This is a genomic window from Methanosarcina sp. Kolksee (genome assembly GCF_000969945.1).
In the GTDB taxonomy this organism is placed as follows: Archaea; Halobacteriota; Methanosarcinia; order Methanosarcinales; family Methanosarcinaceae; genus Methanosarcina; species Methanosarcina vacuolata.
Window position 1 is genome coordinate 3,281,419 of sequence record NZ_CP009524.1, and the last position, 16,492, is coordinate 3,297,910.

A 16,492-nucleotide genomic window follows, 5' to 3' on the forward strand; every position below is an offset into this window, starting at 1 on the left:
GGCTCGTATCAGGATGATACTGGTAGCCTTTGAATCGTTTCAGGTTCATGAAGAATGACCCCATCTTCTTTATACGTTTTCAGTACGAAGTGGGTTGAAGTGCTCTGTACCTGATCAAGGGTTGCAATTTTCTCTGCTACGAAAAAGGCCACGTCCTTCATCGATTTTCCCCGGACAGTAAGGGATATGTCGTAGTTTCCAGATAGGAGCCTGACTGACCTGACTTCCGGAAACTTGTAGATTCTTTCTGCAATTGCCTGATAGCCCTGATTGCGCTCGAGAGTAACCTTCAGCTCAATAACGGCATAAACGTAGTTCTCCCCGACCAGATCCCAATCAACTATGGTTTTGTAGTGCCGGATAACTCCCGTGTCTTCAAGTTTTGCAATTGCCTGGGAAACCTCCTCTGCAGACATATCTGTAAGGGATGCTATTTCCTCTGGACTCGCTCGTGCATCATTCTCAAGAATTTCCAGTATATGTCGAATCTTTTCATTCATGTTGGTCACCGGCACAAAATTATGGGAATTTGACAAATAATCCTTGTCTCGGGGATAAATCATATTTTATTTATTCAATTAATACAGCATTTACAACTCCGTCTTGCCCTGGTCTGCTTGTAACTTTAGCAGTTCCAAGAGGAGTCCTTATTACTGAACCTTTTGTCAGAATGTTACGCCTGATATAGTGTTTGTTTGCAACGTTATCGATAACTGTCTCAATGGGAGCAGAAGTGGTTTTTCCGTCTTTGGGATTGGTTATGTTTGCAATATCGCACTGAAGAAGTCTTACCTTCCTGTTGCCTCCCATAGTGTGAACGTTTTTCCTCTTTATTTCACTTATACGAGTTTCTGCAGACTCACGGCCCATTTCAAACTTGCGCTTTCCGCGGGCAGCAATAACTTTCCCACCGGTCACTTTTCTTCTGGAGCTACCTTGCCATCTCATATTAAAACCTCATTGTGTATTGAAATTATGATCAATGCATATCTTTAATGATTATTTATGTATTTTGCTATTGTAATTCTGTACTTTCCGATTGTAAATATACTGTAATCCTGATTATCCTGGTCTGGTGATCGTGTCAGGTATAAGTATAATTATCGCTTATGCTCTGATTATATATTAATTTATTAGCAGGAGTACCTAACTAGCATATTTGCTATGGACTAATCAATACAAATAGAATCGTATAAGAACTTTGCGATCAGCCAGCCAGAATCAAACTCAATTTTACACCCTGCCTGTATCTGTAAAAGGAGATTAGATTTAGAGAGTTGTAAATAAAAATATGATAGTAAGTTCACAAGTGCAGGCGAAGAAAAAAGGCATATGCTAAAAATTATATAAAAATAAGGTGAATGAATCTGGCAAATAAATCTAAAGTGAATGAATCCAAGGTGAATGAATCCAAGGTGAATGAATCTGTTTGCAGGTTAAAGTTAAAATATTAATTTTCTATTTAAAGTTTAATGCTGAAAAAGGACCCGACGTTCCAGGAAATAACGAGGAGAGATAACAATGGTTACAGAGATTTCATTGAATACAATATGCGGACATACGACAAAGATAATTGCCACTAAAGAGGGAAAGAGCACTCACATACATATTAAATCTACATGTAAAAAACTTCGAAAATGGGGCACGCATTTTGATATGGAAATGAAAGACCTTATGGGAGGTCCCGAAAATATTCTTAGCCAGAAATCAGCTAAAGCGCCCCTTACACCTACCTGTCTTGTCCCGGCAGCAGTAATGAACGCTTGCTGGCTCGAAAATGGCATGATTTCAAAGAATCTCGCCCGAGAAATGGGAAAAATGGAGATTATTTTTGATAAATTGGAGTGAATTTTCCGTACTCCAAAAACCCCTAAATTTCCTTTGGTCAGTCTTGGATCGCATTATTAGTACCCTGCTGATTTGTTGAGATTGGGACTTACGCGGCTGAACTGAGAAATCAATAGCATCAAACCCTCAACTGTCTAAACCACTAAACAAGTCACAACGCCTAAAGTGCTTGATTCTGTACTTCAGTGCGTAAGTCCTGGAGATAAACTCATCTGGATTCAAATGCTGGAAAGCTCATCAAGTGAAATCTTTTTCCTGTAGCCCATACCATGGAATATTGCTACAAGATCTCCTTTATCATCAGTTATATTTACAGTATATGTTGAAATTTTGGGGTTTATTGAGGTTTCTTTTGCTTCCGCTGTGAGAGTCTTGCCTGTTGCGGCTTTTACAAAAGAAATATTTGCATTGATAGCAACAGCAACATTGCCGTAAGCATTTGACGCTGCAGCAAAAGTGAGATCTGCAAGGGTAAATATTGCACCTCCCTGAACGGTTTTCAAGGCATTAAGGTGCTTTTCCTCTATATTCATGCGAGCTTTCGCATATCCTGGAGAGGCTTCTAAAATTTCGATTCCTGAAATTGCAGCAAAATTGTCATTCTTAAGAAAGTCTTTAATATTTTTCATGTAATAACTCCAGTTATTGTCAGTAAAGTCGTGCTCTATTCTGCTTATTTTTAATTAAAGTTATTCTTCTGAATGTAAACTTACTTCTGAATCTACCATTTTTAGAAGTTAATTTTTAGAAGTTCATTTTTAGAAGTTATTATTCCTGCCGAGCCCCTAATGCAACTATCAAAATCTTTTTGAACACTAAAACTAATTTCACCTGGGATTGAAGTGGTGGAAAAAAATGCATTATTCTGGAAGGCAGTTGTCAAAAGGGCTGTACAGGTTATTGCAGGCCTATTCTTGTTTATGGTAGCGTTTTTTCTTTCTGCCGGTATGATTGATCTGCCCAGAGCATGGTTTTTCTTTAGCCTTTATTTCATCTCGGTGCTCTTTAACATGGTTATTTTCCTCAAATTCAATCCTGAGATCATAAGAGCACGGAGTGAAATGAGATGGGGAGAAATGAAGTGGTGGGATAAGCTATTTGCAGTGCTTTATATCATATTTCTTTTCATAATGTTTATTGTGTGCGGACTTGATGTGGGAAGGTTCCAGCTTTCAAGCCTTGGGATGGAGTTTCTATCTGTCGGCGTGGTAATTTTCATAGTGGGCTGGGGTTTTGTAACGTGGGCAATGGTCGAAAACAAATTTTTTGAAACTACAGTCCGCATCCAAAAGGAAAGAAAACATAGGGCTGTTATCACAGGGCCTTATGCTATCATCCGGCACCCGGGCTATGCCGGCATGATACTGTATTACGGCTGTGCTCCGTTAGTCATTGGTTCTCTTTACGGTCTGATCCCTGCACTGTTACTTGCTGTTGCTTTTGTTTTCCGCACATACTTCGAAGACAGGATGCTCTACGAAGAGCTTCCAGAATATAGAGAATACACAAAGAAGGTAAGGTATCGGCTTGTGCCGTTTATCTGGTGAGGAATAAAAGAATCACTTTTATTCTCGACTTTATTTTCAACTAGAATAGTTTCATAACTATTTTCATGACCATGTGCCCGATAATTATTCAGAAAATAAGATTCAGAACTACAGCTTTGATTTTTGGGATGAGCTCTATGGATATGTGACAGAGAACTACTTTTAAAACGCCATCTGACCCTTAAAACCAGACTAATCTGTATAGTTGATAGAGATTAATTATTTATAAGCGGGCCGTTTATTATTTACTGGATTTATATTAAATTATGTTTTATTTAATTTGACATATATAATAACATATATAATCGACCTGCTGGTCGAGCTCGTATACGGGGGTTAAGAATGAAAATGAAATTAATCGTTTCTCTGTTAGCTTTATGCCTGACATTGTCCATTGTGTCTGTGCAAGCGCAGACTGACACAGACATGGCCGGAAATATGAACAATATGAGTGCGATCCTGGCCGGAAATATAGATGAAACCATTACCTGCAACATGACCGGAAACGCGGCTATAGTCGGTATGGATAATATAAGCGGAGAAATGGGGAACATGACCAAAATTGGGAACATGACCAAAATTGGGAACATGACCAAAATTGGGAACATGACCAGACCCATGACATCTAATATAGTCGGAAAGGTAGTCATAGTCAAAGATGTTGGAAATATGACCGAAAAAGCGCTTATAATCGGCAAAATGGAGAATCTGCCCGGAAAAGTGGTTATTTTCGGAAAAATGGATAAAGGTGTAATGGCCGCAAGAATGGAGAACATGTCCGGAATATCAGAAACTCTGCAAAACATGACCATAGTCAAGGTCGGAACCATGACTGGGACTGTAACATGCAATATGACCACAGATATGGAAAACATGACCGGAATGGCCACAAGAATGGAGAACATGACCGGAAGAATGGAAAACATGAATGTGCTCGCGGCTGGAGATATGACTGGAACCATAACATGTGATCTAACTGGAAAAATGATTATAATCAGAAACATGGGCAGTATGGAAGAAGTGGCCGGAAAAATATTTAGTATTCCCGGAATGGCCGAAAAAATGGATAACATAACCGGAAAAATGGAAAACATAACCAGACCCATGACGTGTAACATGACCGGAGGCATGATTATATTTAAAGATATGAATAACATGACCTCAATGGTCGAAAAAATGGATACTATGCCAGGAATGGCCGAAAAAATGGATTATCTGAGAGGAATGGACGCAAGCACAGTTGTACTCGAGGATATGGACATGACTGGAATGGCCGGAGAAATGGGAAACATGACCAGAATGCACGGAAAAATGGGTGTAACCGGAAAAAAGATTATGATCCGAAATATGGATGACATGACTCAAATAATAACCAGAACCGTTACATGCAACATTACTGGAAACACGACTACGATTAAGAACATGGGGGCATGACCGAAAAATTGGGTTGAATAGCTATTGATCAGTAAAATGTTCGTGTAATGAAGCATGAATAAGGAAAGGATTACCTGTCAGCTTGATTAGAAAATCCTACTCAGGAAGTACTGCAAACATATAGTACTTACAGTTCTTTCCTCCTTTATTTTTCTAGTTTTTATCGTTCATTATCTACTTGACATGTTTGCCTGATCTCCAAAATCATCCTTCCAATCTATTTCTGCTCTTACTGGAGATTCGGGCGTCAAACAAACTTCCAGGCTAAAATAGATTTATCAATAAGTCTATGAATGCCCTAAGAATACTTATTATAATTATAGTTCTTTTTTACAATGGAAGTACACTAATCTGCATGTGATCATATACATTGATGAGAGTAAACACATGGATAAAGAGCAATTAAAAGAAGAACGAATGGAATTACTTTCCCAGATTGATTCTCTTTTTGATTTTCCTCTCACGTCACTGTCAATTTTATGGCTGATTCTTATTATTATCGACTTAGTGTCTGGTCTTTCATCTACATTGCAAACATTAAGTTTTTTTATCTGGGGAATATTTATAATTGATTTTTTTGTCGAACTGGTAGTTTCCCCGAAAATGAAGGATTATTTAAAGGAAAACTGGCTTGTCGCTCTTTCCCTGTTTTTGCCTGCATTGAGAATTCTTAGGCTATTTAGCGGACTCAAAATGGTCAGGTTTGCAAGCCATGTCAGATCTCTTCATCTGGCCAGTGTTCTCTCTTCTTTTTATCGGAGTTTAAGAACAGCCCGGCAGATAATAGAGCAGCGGGGTTTGGGATATATCCTGCTGCTTACGACTTTGATAACTCTACTTGGAGCCGCGGGGATGTATGATTTTGAGCGGCAAGGTTTTACTTCTTATCCGGATGCTCTCTGGTGGACGGCAATGATTATGATTACAGCAGGAAGCAATTACTGGCCAAAAACCATTGAAGGAAAGATACTGGCCTTTCTATTATCTGCTTATGCTTTTTACATTTTCGTCTATGTAACTGCGGCCCTTGCAAGCCTTCTTGTCGGAAGTGAAAAGTCGTTCTCAAAAGAGATTGAAGAACTGCGCAGCAAAGTACAGCGCCTTTCCAGTAAAATTAACAGGTTTTCAGAAAGGGAAAAAAGTAGATTTGCAAAAGTTCTCAATCTTTTTTGCTACTGGTTCTTATCTATTTTCCGAATTCCTGAGCTATTATTTATCAGGCAAAAACCTATAAAATTTGCAGATTATTGCATAGCCTAAAATTCGTTTTTTAATTTAATTCCTTAAATTGACAGGGCAATTTCAAATTGCGGAGCCAGCATAAACGCTCTTTGAACTAAGTATATATTAGGTTTTGAAATAAGTCTTTTAACAAAAAAGATTGCAACTCAAAAGAATAAGCTATACAAAATAAAATTGTATAAAACAAGCTGTAAATAGTATATTATTAAATATATTCTATTAATTAACAATGGTTTCTTATTTATATTTCTATATCTATTATATTCTTTGAGTATAATCTCCTGTTGGTACGTACTATTTGTTGGGGCAACTTGGGATAATTTTAATCGGCAAATTTTTTCGGCACATCAAATGAGATCAAAATCTGTCAGTAATATGTCTTTCAGAATAACGTCAATAACTAAGTGATAAAATTATACTTAAGTGCTGTATCTACCGATAAAACTGGTTGAAACACCGACAGCTTAGTCGTATCAAATTGAAGGAGTGTGTACAAATGAGAATACTTAGGAAGACAATAAGTGTGTTAGTGCTGGTCTTTTTTGTAGCATCTCTTACAGCTGGGTCAGCCAGTGCAGGCTACTGGAAAAATGATTGCAACTGCGACAAGGATAAATGCAGTGACTGGGGATGCAAAGATAAATGCGGTCACAAAGATAAATGCGGTCACAAAGATAAATGCTGTAAAAAGGATAAATGTGACTGTGACTTTGACTTCGAAGCCTTCTTTGGAGGTAGCTTCTTCGAATCCAATTACTTCTTCGGAAATGATTGCTTCTATGGATTAAGCGACGATTGGTTTGATTGCTAGTGAAATTAACCAGGCTTTCATGATATAAGTATGAAACAAATTATCACTCATTCGTAATGTCTTACATCAGGCTGCAGGGACCATTAAGTCCTCAATAGTTCAAGTTTAGAGTTTCTATGGGGAGTACTCTTAACAGAAATTATGCGTTTAAGTAGTGGTGTAAGCACGTACCTCTATCACATAATTATGGATTAGACAGTTTGAATTCTCATGCGACTGGTTCTTTAGTTAAACTGCGTAGTTTCTTTCCCTACACTGGATGGCAGTCGTCGAAATGCATTTACGAATGAGTCTCGTTTTATATTTCATAAATTTCATAATCGTACGAATCTGTTGTATTTTTTTGAAACTTATCGGATTTCTAATTTTTCGGATTTCTAACTTTTAGGGATAATTTCTAACTTCTGGGGACAATTTCTAACTTTTAGGGATAATTTCTAACTTCTAGGGACAATTTCTAACTTTTAGGTATAGCTTGATTAAGGATAAATTCCTGAGACTCAAACTGCTAACTTCTACTTTGTAACTGATGGTTAGTGTTACATTTTTCCTGTTACTGATTTAATTTATACAGGATTTATCTCTTAACTCTCAATTAATTTTTTTGACCAAATTTAGCTCATCCTTTAGTGCTATATTTTTTGATTCGGGGTTTACTCGATAAACTGCTAGACTGGAGATCACCAATAAAAATAAAAAAAAATATAAAGTGAAAATTGGATTAGTTTATAATTGGCTTAGTTTATTTAAGAAATAGAGTTGTATCTGGAAAGTAATTTTTATAGAAACAAGTAGTTCATAGAAACTGTGTGCATATGACAAAGAAATAAATGTATCCATTAACTTTTCAAAGTCTCAAATATACAGCGCTGGAGGAGTTTGATTGAATAAAGGAAATTTGATGCATTTTGGTGCTCTTATTTTTCTGCTTCTGGTAGCACTTTTAATCTTTTCGGAACAGAGAAAGGAAAACACCTCAGGGCTTGAGAACGCAAGTGTACAGGAAGCAAAAGAGATGATTGAGAAAGGCGACGTATTCGTACTTGACGTTCGAACGCCTGATGAGTTTAACTCATCTCATATCAAAGGAGCGACCTTGATTCCGGTAAGCAATGCCTTTGGATCAAATTTGAGTTCGGATAGGCTGCTCAAGGCTCGTATAGATGAAGTTCCTCAGAAGAAAATACTGGTTTACTGCAGAACAGGACGCAGAAGTGATACCGCAGGTATAATGCTTGTAAACGCAGGATATTCACAGGTTTATAGTATGGTAGGAGGTATTAATGCCTGGATTAATGCAGGGTATCCGGTTGTCAGTTCGGAAGATAAGGAGGCTGAAGACTCCCATAATTGAGATCACATAGTCTATTAATCTGTATCACCTACTACCTCAGAGAAGGAAACGGTTTTACCGTCCACAACCCTCCGATTTTTACTTTTTCGCTTCTCAGTGCAATCAACAATTCTAATTATCGTCCTGCTTTTCCAATATATTTCAATTGAAACCTGTTTTCTTTCAATTGCAGTGACTTCAAACGAAATAACCTGAAACGAAATAGCCTCAAACGAAATAGCCTCAAACGAAATAACCTAAAACAAAATAACTTGAAACGAAATAACCTGAAACGAAATAACCTGAAACGAAATAACCTGAAACGAAATAACCTGAAACGAAATAACCTGAAACGAAATAACCTTAAATGCAGTAGTCTCTTAAGATCACTACTACATACTCGCTCTGTGATTACTCTATACTCGTTCTGTAACTGAAAAGGCTTTTATTCTCCAGACCTCTAAATTTATAATGAACTAAAAATTCTAAAACTGGTTCTATAATTACTTGGGGAATAAAAACCAATTTGAGTATTAAGTTTGGGGGTAATAGAATATGGGAAGAGATGCACCAACCGAAGAGAAGAACATAACACCGCGAGACAGGAATGTAACTTTTGAAAGAGGAACGGAGTTTGTGGTTCCTTATGTAAAAGAAAATATTAACAGGTGTAGATGCTCGCAGTGTCCGGTTCAGGCTAATAGTCGATGTGCGCAGAGTGAAGGTCAGAGTGTAAAACAGGCATTGAAGAATGCGCCTGCAGGTGAGGTTCCGGATCCCGAGAAAGTTCCGGGAGTTTATTGCTCGGAAGGTCCTGCCACATGTCAGGATCTTGATTTTGATAGACAATGCATCTGCAGTTCATGTGAAGTCTGGAAGGAATATGATCTCAAAAATGCAAATCCAAATAATCATTTCTGTCAACATGGAAGAGCAACCTGATCATTCATTTATTCCATATGCTCAACATAATTAATTTTTACTTTTCAATCTCGTATTGACTCTTTAATTTAATATTTAGTCAGTGTATTTAAATTTCACTTTAAATTTCATTTTTTGTTCACTCTAAATTTCACTTTAAATCTCACTTTTTGTTCATTCTAAATTTCACTTTTTGTTCATTCTAAATTCCACTTTTTGTTCACTCTAAATTTCACTTTAAATCTCACTTTATTTCATTAGTTTTTCTTAGTTTTAGATGCCATGAAAGCAGTTTCCTGGATTTATGAGAATTTGGCCTAGAACCGAAAATACTATATCTTTTAATAAATATTGTTATTGAACAGTTGCAAAATTTTGGAGCTGACGAGTATAATCTTAATACTTAGTTCTCGGGTCTATCTTAGGTTTTTCAAGAATTCTAAAGGCTCAAATAGCCCTATTTCAACATATGGAGGAGCAAAATAAATGGTATCCTCTTTACTGGCAAACGTTGACGTACTTCTTGGCTTTGCTATTTTGATTCTCACGATTTTCTACAGATTTCAAGTCCCTCCTGTACTCGGTTTTCTTGTAACCGGAATGCTGATTGGTCCATATGGGCTTGGTATTCTCAATGGAGGACAGAATGAACTGAATGCCGATCTCGGTGTAATCTTTTTGCTCTTTACAATTGGAGTTGACCTCTCCTTAAAAGAACTATGGAAGATGAAAAAGGCTTTATTTTTGGGTGGAACTCTCCAGATCCTTTTAACTACGTTTCTGGTCCTCATATTATGTTCTTCTCTAGGCTTCAGCTCAGCTACATCTGCCTTTATAGGATTCTTAATTTCGCTTAGCAGTACTGCAATAGTACTCAAAGTCCTCCAGGACAGAAACGAAGTTTATACACAACATGGGAAAACCTCACTTGCAATTTTGATATTTCAGGACCTCGCTATCGTTCCCCTAATTCTGATTACCCCGTTATTGGCTGGAGATTCTCTAAATTTTGAAGGTTCGCTTTCAACCGTTTTTCTCAAAGGTTCACTGGTCATTCTGGTTTTTATCCTGAGTGCCAAATTTTTGATTCCCTATATATTCTACCATGTGGGCAGGACAGGCAATAAAGAGTTATTCCTTGTCAGTGTTGTCTTTATCTGCCTTTCTACCGCTCTCTTTACCTCAAGTATCGGACTGTCTCTTGCTCTTGGCGCGTTTTTAGCTGGGATTGTCATATCAGGTTCCCAATACAGCCAGCAAGCAATGGGCAATATTGTACCTTTGAGAGATATGTTCATGAGTTTCTTTTTTGTGTCTGTAGGGATGCTCTTGAACATCGGATATTTGCTTGATCATCTCTCTATCCTGATTCTTGCTTCAATTGCCTTAATTTTTATCAAATCAATAGCAGGAGTGACTATAACATTTCTTCTCGGCTACCCGCTCCGTACAGCTATATTGACAGGGTTTGCGTTGTCTCAGGTAGGAGAATTTTCTTTTGTTCTATCCCGATTGGGGGTGGAATATTCTCTCATGACTGAAGATACTTACCAGGCATTTCTTGCAGTTTCTATAATTACCATGGGAGTTACGCCTTTTTTGATTAATTCTTCCTACAAGCCTATCGATTTCCTTGTCACAAAAGTTTCAGAAACAACCAATGGCATGAAGCTAATACATGGATTATATTCAAAACCTATTAAAGAGGAAGAACAGGCCGAGCCTGAAATGAAAGATCATTTAATCATCGTAGGTTTTGGTTTTTCCGGAAGAACAGTATCGAAGGCTGCAAAAGCAGCAGGCATCCCTTATATTATCGTAGAAGCAAACCCTGAAACTGTTGTCCAGGAAAAGCAGAAAGGGGAGAACATCCACTATGGAGATGCAACCTTTGAGGTTGTACTGGAACATGCAGGCGTTAAGAATGCAAGAGTTCTTATTATAGGGATATCGGATTCAAATGCCACAGGTAAGATAGTAGAAATTGCAAAAAAATTGAATCCGAACATCTGCATCATCGCAAAGGTGAGAGATCTACAGGAAATGAAACGCCTTAATTCCCTGGGAGCTGATGAAATCATCCCCGAGGAGTATGAAACTTCAGTAGAAATCTTTGTCCGCGTGCTGGAAAAGTATCTGGTTCCAAGAGAAGACATTGAAAAACTCGTAAATGATGTGCGAGCTAATGGCTACCGGATGCTGCGGAAATTGTCCGGGAATACATGTGGTGATAGCGAGTTCAATATAAAAGACGGGCTTCCGGGAGTTGATATTCAGGTTCTCAAAGTAGAGGATGGTTCAAGTTTCGATGGAAAAGCCCTTGCAGACCTGAATTTCAGGACAAAGCACGGAGTTACAGTACTTTCGGTTCGCAGAGGCTCGGATCTGATTTACACTCCAGAAGGCAATTTCATCCTTCATGCAAAAGATGCCTGCATCCTTCTGGGAAAACCTGAGGATCTCTGCAATATAAGGAGGTTCTTTGAAAGTATTCGCGGATAATCAACAATTTCACTAATTAAAATTTCACTAATTAAAATTTCACTAATTAAAATTTCACTAATTAAAATTTCACTAATTAAAATTTCACTAATTAAAATTTCACTAATTAATTTCAATGTCTCCTCTATCTACAACACAAATATATTCCATGCATCCTGAGTTCTTCCAATGCGTCAGATTATTCTCGCGTCTGCATCTCCGAGGCGACAAGAACTGCTTAAACAGCTTATAGGCGATAATTTCCGGGTCTATTCCAGTTCCTATATGGAATCTACCTACCCTGGTCTGCCCCCTGAAGAACTTGTCTTAAGGCACTCCACCGGAAAAGCCAGAGACGTGGCTAAACACTTCAATTCCGGGCTTGTAATTTCTGCTGATACTTCGGTGCTTTTTAATGGAGAACTTATGGGAAAGCCAGAATCTTCCGAAGAAGCAGAGAGAATGCTGAAACTCTTAAGCGGACAGCGATTCCTGGTTATAACCGGGCTTACAGTCTTTGACCTTGACAGCGAGACAGAAATCACCGAATTGGAATCCACGACAGTCTGGATGGACGAAATAAGCAATGAACAGATTTCAGCCTATGTCAGAACAGGAGAACCCCTTGATAAAGCAGGGGCTTTTGCTGTTCAGGGAAAAGGGGCAGCCTTTGTGAAAAGGATCGAAGGAGACTTTTTTAATGTTGTCGGCCTTCCTCTTTTCCGGTTGGGAAAGATCTTGCAGAAATCTGGAGTATCTATATTTGAGGGAAATTTGCCCTGAAACCGTTGAGCTGCAACCGTTGACCCGCAACCGTTGCGCCGGTTGATCACGCCGGATAGGGTTTGGGGATAAGGTTATCAGACTCAAACGGTTCTTGGGGTTTTCGGTCAAGCCTTTTTTGAAAAGGGTTGCGGTCAAGCCTTTTCTCAAAAGGGTTGCGGGCAAACAATTTTTTTAAAAGGCTTGCGGCAAAAGTAATAAAGCATTTCTTAACAATTAGGTAACAATACAGGAATTAGAATAACTCTTAAATTGAATTCCCATAGATTAAAGAGATTTAGTCTCACTTTAGCAAGTGTTCTAACAAAATATTCAGGTACTTAAATTTCCAGAGGCGTTCCGGATGCTCCAGGTTTACAATACCCTTACACGAAAGAAAGAGATTTTCAAACCGTTAAAGGAAGGTGAAGTTTCGATTTACGCCTGCGGGCCTACAGTTTACAACATGCCGCATATAGGCAACTATCGTACTTTTCTGATGGCAGATAATATTGTGAGAAGTCTTGAGTACCTTGGATATAAAGTAAAAATTGTAATGAACATTACTGATATAGATGACAAAACCATCAGGGATTCGAAAGCAGCCGGAATGTCACTTAAGGATTTTACGGATAAATATACGGCAGAGTTTTTTAAAGGCCTTGATATGCTGAACATAAAAAGGGCCTCAGCTTACCCTAGAGCTACGGAAAATGTTGACAGCATGATTGGACTTACGCAAAAGCTGATAGATAAAGGGATGGCTTATGAAAAAGGCGGGTCGGTCTATTACAGAATCTCAGCATTTCCGGATTATGGCAAACTCTCAAAGCTTGATTTTGATAACATTATAATTGGCGCGTCGGTGGATGTGGATGAATATGATAAAGACAATCCCCGTGATTTCGCTCTCCTGAAAGCTTCAATCCCTGAGGAAATCGAAAGGGGAATTTATTATGAGAGTCCATGGGGAAAAATCCGTCCTGGATGGCATATCGAATGCTCGGCAATGGCCATGAACTGCTTCGGGCCCACTCTGGATATGCATTTAGGAGGAGTGGACCTTATTTTTCCTCACCACGAAAATGAGATTGCGCAATCGGAAGGGGCAACCGGAAAACCGTTTTCATGCAACTGGATTCATGGAGAACACCTCATAGTTGAAGGAGAAAAGATGAGCAAGTCCAAAGGAAACGTCTTCACCCTGCCCGAGATTGTCGAGAAGTACGGTGGGGAAGTTGTACGCTTTATGTTTCTCTCAGTCCACTACCGTAAAAAGCTTGACTATTCCGATGCCTTTGCAGAAAATGCTAAAAATAATTACTTAAAGCTTAAAGAAACGCTCGAGAACCTTGAATTTAGCCTGGAAAGCGCAGAGGATGCAGCTTATCCTGGAGACGAAGAGGTTCTTAATACCCTTCCTGAACTTGATATCCAGTTCAGGGAAGCTCTTGAAGACGATTTCAATACCCCGAAAGCCCTAACGGTTTTTAAAGAACTTTCACGTACAGCTAACAGGTATCTTGAATCCGAAAAAAATCGACAGGTCCTTGAAAAGCTCTATTCTCTATACAGACAGTTTTCGGATGCTCTGGGTCTCTTTTACGAGTCAGAAAAAAAGAAAATCCCCACAGAAGTGATGGAACTGGTTGAAGAGCGTGAAGCTGCCAGAAAAAAGAAAGACTGGGCAGTTTCAGACGCTATCAGAGAAAAAATAAAATCTATGGGATATATTGTACAGGATACAAAAGAAGGGCCCAATGTAAAAGAAGCCGAAGAAAGTGTATAAAGTATTTAAGGTATGAACTTCTTTAACTCGAATTCTCAAAACGATCATGGCTCTTCGTCATTCCCTATGGATAGAATGATTTTCAATTCAAGACCTCATTGGTTTTTATGAGGATATTATGAGAATATTATGAGAATATTATGAGAATATTATGAGAATATTATGAGAATATTATGAGAATATTATGAGAACATTATGAGAATATCATGAGAATATCATGAGAATATCATGAGAATATTATGAGGATATCCACACAAAACAACGAAGAACCATAATTATTTATTCATTTATATACTATTTTATTTACGTTAATCTATTCTTACTCAGGGTTGTACTCTCTTTTTCTGTGAGATGCACCCATATCGTCTAATGGGGGGAACAGTTTCTGGATAAAGTAACTGTTGATGAAAAAGTCACTGTTAATGAAAAAGTTGTTGAGAATTCCGGCAGGGAGGCTTTAAAAGCAGGGTATATTCTAGCCGAACTGGGGCATGCTCCAGGTACAATAAAAAAATTTGCGCTCGTATCTCCTAAAGCCCTGGAAGAGAAATCCACAGAATCGGTTGATAACGCGATGCTTATGATTAAGGAGATTTCTAAAAAAGTTGTAGGCAATCTGGAGGACACTCCCCCTGAGTTCAGACCATCTCAGATGGAACTGACTTTTAACTTACTGCTGACAATGAATGGAAAGGCAGTTATCACCAAATCGGAAAATGAGAAAAACCTGAAAGTAATGTTAATGTGGAAGGATAAAGGAGAGGAGACTGAGAAGGAAATCCCTGAAAAGTAAGGTTGAACTCGGCATATACACTTATATAAATTCTTAGTTTAAACTTATGGATTCGAATAGAGGGCTTCCTGAATCCATGTATTCATCTATTGGAAAACAGAGTATTCACTTCTTTGTAATCAACATATTCATTTATCTGTAACTAACATATTTACCATTGGGTCTTTAAGTTAAATCTGTGATTATATGTTCTAAATGTCTCTTGCAGTTTTCAGGCATGGTTTCCATAAGGAAGAATAAGTATGATCTAAAGAAGCAAATCGAAAGTGATAGGTGGTATGAAGTCCAAACTTCTTGTTTTTTTACTGGTTATTTCGCTTTTTGCAAACGCTTACTTTGTCCTGTTTGAAGAACAGCCTTCCTTTGAGGGAAAACAGGTCCAAGAAATGCAGACTCAAATAAATTCCCTTGAAACGGAAAATAAAAACCTTAAGACACAGATAAATCAGAGTAATGAATCGCTTCAGTCTTATGCTTCTCAGTTAAAGTCCTATCGCGAAAGAGTCTTTGAGCTTGAAAATGGCTCTCAAATATGTCCTGCAGGGGTTGAAGGCTTTGCTACTCTCCAGGGACCTGCGGTTTTCCAGAAAGTAAAACTTGAGAGATCAGGTTCCTTTATATGGAAAAATGTTTCTGAGGAAGGAGCTTTGCTCAATATCTCAACTGAGATCCAGTCTGGAAAAGGCCGTGTGCTTGTCCAGACAACTCCTCTGATGGGTGTGGTCTTTCAGGATGCTGCAAACACTGCAGTTTTCGTCGCTGAAAACAAAACCGGTAGACAAATGTCAAGCAGTGATATTATTTTCAGCATTACCGCTTCGAATGAAACTCCGGGAGTCGATGGTCCCAGCGCAGGAGCTCTCATGACCCTGCTTACGATTTCAGCCATTGATAACAATACCAAACTGAACAATAGTATAACCCTTACAGGCACGATTGACGATGAAGGCAATATCGGTCAGATAGGTGGAGTTCTGGAAAAAGCTAAGGCAGCAAAAGTCGGGGGTAAAACCCTTTTCCTCATTCCGAAGGAAAACAACCAGCTTGTTACATATAAATATGTAGAAAGGAAGCTTGGCGGTTTTAATGTCATTGAGAAGCAGTCTGAAGTCGTAGATGCTAAAGAGTACATAGAGAAAGAGGTGGGAATCAACATCGAGTATGTGGATACTATTGATGATGTACTTAAATATGAGAAATAAAATATGGATTCGAATATTTACTGTAACTCAGATTGTTTTTCCGGGGATTCTTTTTATCCCCGGAATGATCACGTTCTCCTGTTTGACGGTATAGTTCCCAGGAATAGAACAGTCCTTGGTGATTCCCCAGACGATACAGAAAGCTAGGGCGACGAAGATGTTAGTGGAAATTATCTTCTCGAAGACAAACGAAGATACATGTATGGCAGGATTTTTGAAGTACAGGGCGAGTTATAGAGATGCGGAAAATGATAAAAAGCTCTAGGAAAGGGTCGAAAAGTTTTCGGAAAAAGAGTTAAGATGAGCACTGAGCGTTATTAAAAAAAGGT

16 protein-coding genes are annotated in these 16,492 nt (G+C 38.4%); 12 read left to right on the top strand and 4 right to left on the bottom strand.

Features of this window, described 5'->3' with window-relative positions; all coding sequences use genetic code 11:
* Window positions 1-8: 8 nt before the first annotated feature.
* Window positions 9-500: an Lrp/AsnC family transcriptional regulator gene (locus MSKOL_RS13550; protein WP_048157085.1), complete on the bottom strand. Its 492-nt coding sequence runs from the start codon at window positions 498-500 to the stop codon at window positions 9-11.
* Between the two features lie 70 nt (window positions 501-570).
* Entirely contained in the window at window positions 571-948 is a 378-nt protein-coding gene (locus MSKOL_RS13555; RefSeq protein ID WP_048157087.1) for a 30S ribosomal protein S8e, read from the bottom strand.
* Between the two features lie 573 nt (window positions 949-1,521).
* Between MSKOL_RS13555 and MSKOL_RS13560 the strand changes: the two genes are divergently transcribed.
* Window positions 1,522-1,848, top strand: a complete 327-nt coding sequence (locus MSKOL_RS13560) for a DUF6951 family protein (protein ID WP_048121738.1) — start codon at window positions 1,522-1,524, stop codon at window positions 1,846-1,848.
* A gap of 218 nt (window positions 1,849-2,066) precedes the next feature.
* On the opposite strand, the gene MSKOL_RS13565 is transcribed toward MSKOL_RS13560, so the two are convergent.
* Window positions 2,067-2,477, bottom strand: coding sequence for a PaaI family thioesterase (locus tag MSKOL_RS13565; protein ID WP_048121740.1), 411 nt, complete (start codon window positions 2,475-2,477; stop codon window positions 2,067-2,069).
* A 216-nt stretch (window positions 2,478-2,693) separates the two neighbouring features.
* Here MSKOL_RS13565 and MSKOL_RS13570 point away from each other — a divergent pair, with 216 nt between their 5' ends.
* The 8 genes from MSKOL_RS13570 to MSKOL_RS13605 all read left to right on the top strand — a co-directional run bounded on the left by MSKOL_RS13570 (window position 2,694) and on the right by MSKOL_RS13605 (window position 12,400).
* Window positions 2,694-3,395: an isoprenylcysteine carboxylmethyltransferase family protein gene (locus tag MSKOL_RS13570; protein WP_052725502.1), complete on the top strand. Its 702-nt coding sequence runs from the start codon at window positions 2,694-2,696 to the stop codon at window positions 3,393-3,395.
* 342 nt (window positions 3,396-3,737) lie between these two features.
* Window positions 3,738-4,829: a hypothetical protein gene (locus MSKOL_RS13575; protein WP_048121742.1), complete on the top strand. Its 1,092-nt coding sequence runs from the start codon at window positions 3,738-3,740 to the stop codon at window positions 4,827-4,829.
* A 387-nt stretch (window positions 4,830-5,216) separates the two neighbouring features.
* Window positions 5,217-6,089: an ion transporter gene (locus tag MSKOL_RS13580; RefSeq protein ID WP_197078770.1), complete on the top strand. Its 873-nt coding sequence runs from the start codon at window positions 5,217-5,219 to the stop codon at window positions 6,087-6,089.
* A gap of 478 nt (window positions 6,090-6,567) precedes the next feature.
* Window positions 6,568-6,882 carry a hypothetical protein gene (locus MSKOL_RS13585; RefSeq protein ID WP_156151099.1) on the top strand — a complete coding sequence of 105 codons (315 nt, stop codon included), beginning with the start codon at window positions 6,568-6,570 and terminating at the stop codon, window positions 6,880-6,882.
* 883 nt (window positions 6,883-7,765) lie between these two features.
* The gene (locus tag MSKOL_RS13590; RefSeq protein WP_048157090.1) at window positions 7,766-8,236 is read left to right on the top strand and encodes a rhodanese-like domain-containing protein; all 471 of its coding nucleotides are present in this window, start codon (window positions 7,766-7,768) and stop codon (window positions 8,234-8,236) included.
* A 534-nt stretch (window positions 8,237-8,770) separates the two neighbouring features.
* Complete coding sequence (locus tag MSKOL_RS13595; protein WP_048121748.1) at window positions 8,771-9,157, top strand: DUF2769 domain-containing protein; 387 nt, start codon at window positions 8,771-8,773, stop codon at window positions 9,155-9,157.
* Window positions 9,158-9,622: 465 nt separating this feature from the next.
* A complete protein-coding gene (locus MSKOL_RS13600) occupies window positions 9,623-11,638 on the top strand; it encodes a cation:proton antiporter (RefSeq protein ID WP_048157093.1) in 2,016 nt (671 codons plus the stop codon).
* A 168-nt stretch (window positions 11,639-11,806) separates the two neighbouring features.
* Window positions 11,807-12,400: a Maf family nucleotide pyrophosphatase gene (locus MSKOL_RS13605; RefSeq protein WP_048157096.1), complete on the top strand. Its 594-nt coding sequence runs from the start codon at window positions 11,807-11,809 to the stop codon at window positions 12,398-12,400.
* A gap of 46 nt (window positions 12,401-12,446) precedes the next feature.
* Here the strand turns inward: MSKOL_RS13605 and MSKOL_RS21410 are convergent, their stop codons facing one another.
* Window positions 12,447-12,569, bottom strand: a complete 123-nt coding sequence (locus tag MSKOL_RS21410) for a hypothetical protein (RefSeq protein ID WP_255351936.1) — start codon at window positions 12,567-12,569, stop codon at window positions 12,447-12,449.
* Between the two features lie 174 nt (window positions 12,570-12,743).
* Here MSKOL_RS21410 and cysS point away from each other — a divergent pair, with 174 nt between their 5' ends.
* The 3 genes from cysS (at window position 12,744) to MSKOL_RS13620 (ending at window position 16,163) form a co-directional block, all read left to right on the top strand.
* Window positions 12,744-14,168, top strand: coding sequence for a cysteine--tRNA ligase (gene cysS, locus MSKOL_RS13610; protein WP_048157098.1), 1,425 nt, complete (start codon window positions 12,744-12,746; stop codon window positions 14,166-14,168).
* A gap of 538 nt (window positions 14,169-14,706) precedes the next feature.
* Entirely contained in the window at window positions 14,707-14,961 is a 255-nt protein-coding gene (locus MSKOL_RS18860) for a CU044_2847 family protein (protein WP_229393419.1), read from the top strand.
* A gap of 278 nt (window positions 14,962-15,239) precedes the next feature.
* Complete coding sequence (locus MSKOL_RS13620; protein ID WP_048158372.1) at window positions 15,240-16,163, top strand: S16 family serine protease; 924 nt, start codon at window positions 15,240-15,242, stop codon at window positions 16,161-16,163.
* Window positions 16,164-16,492 lie beyond the last annotated feature (329 nt).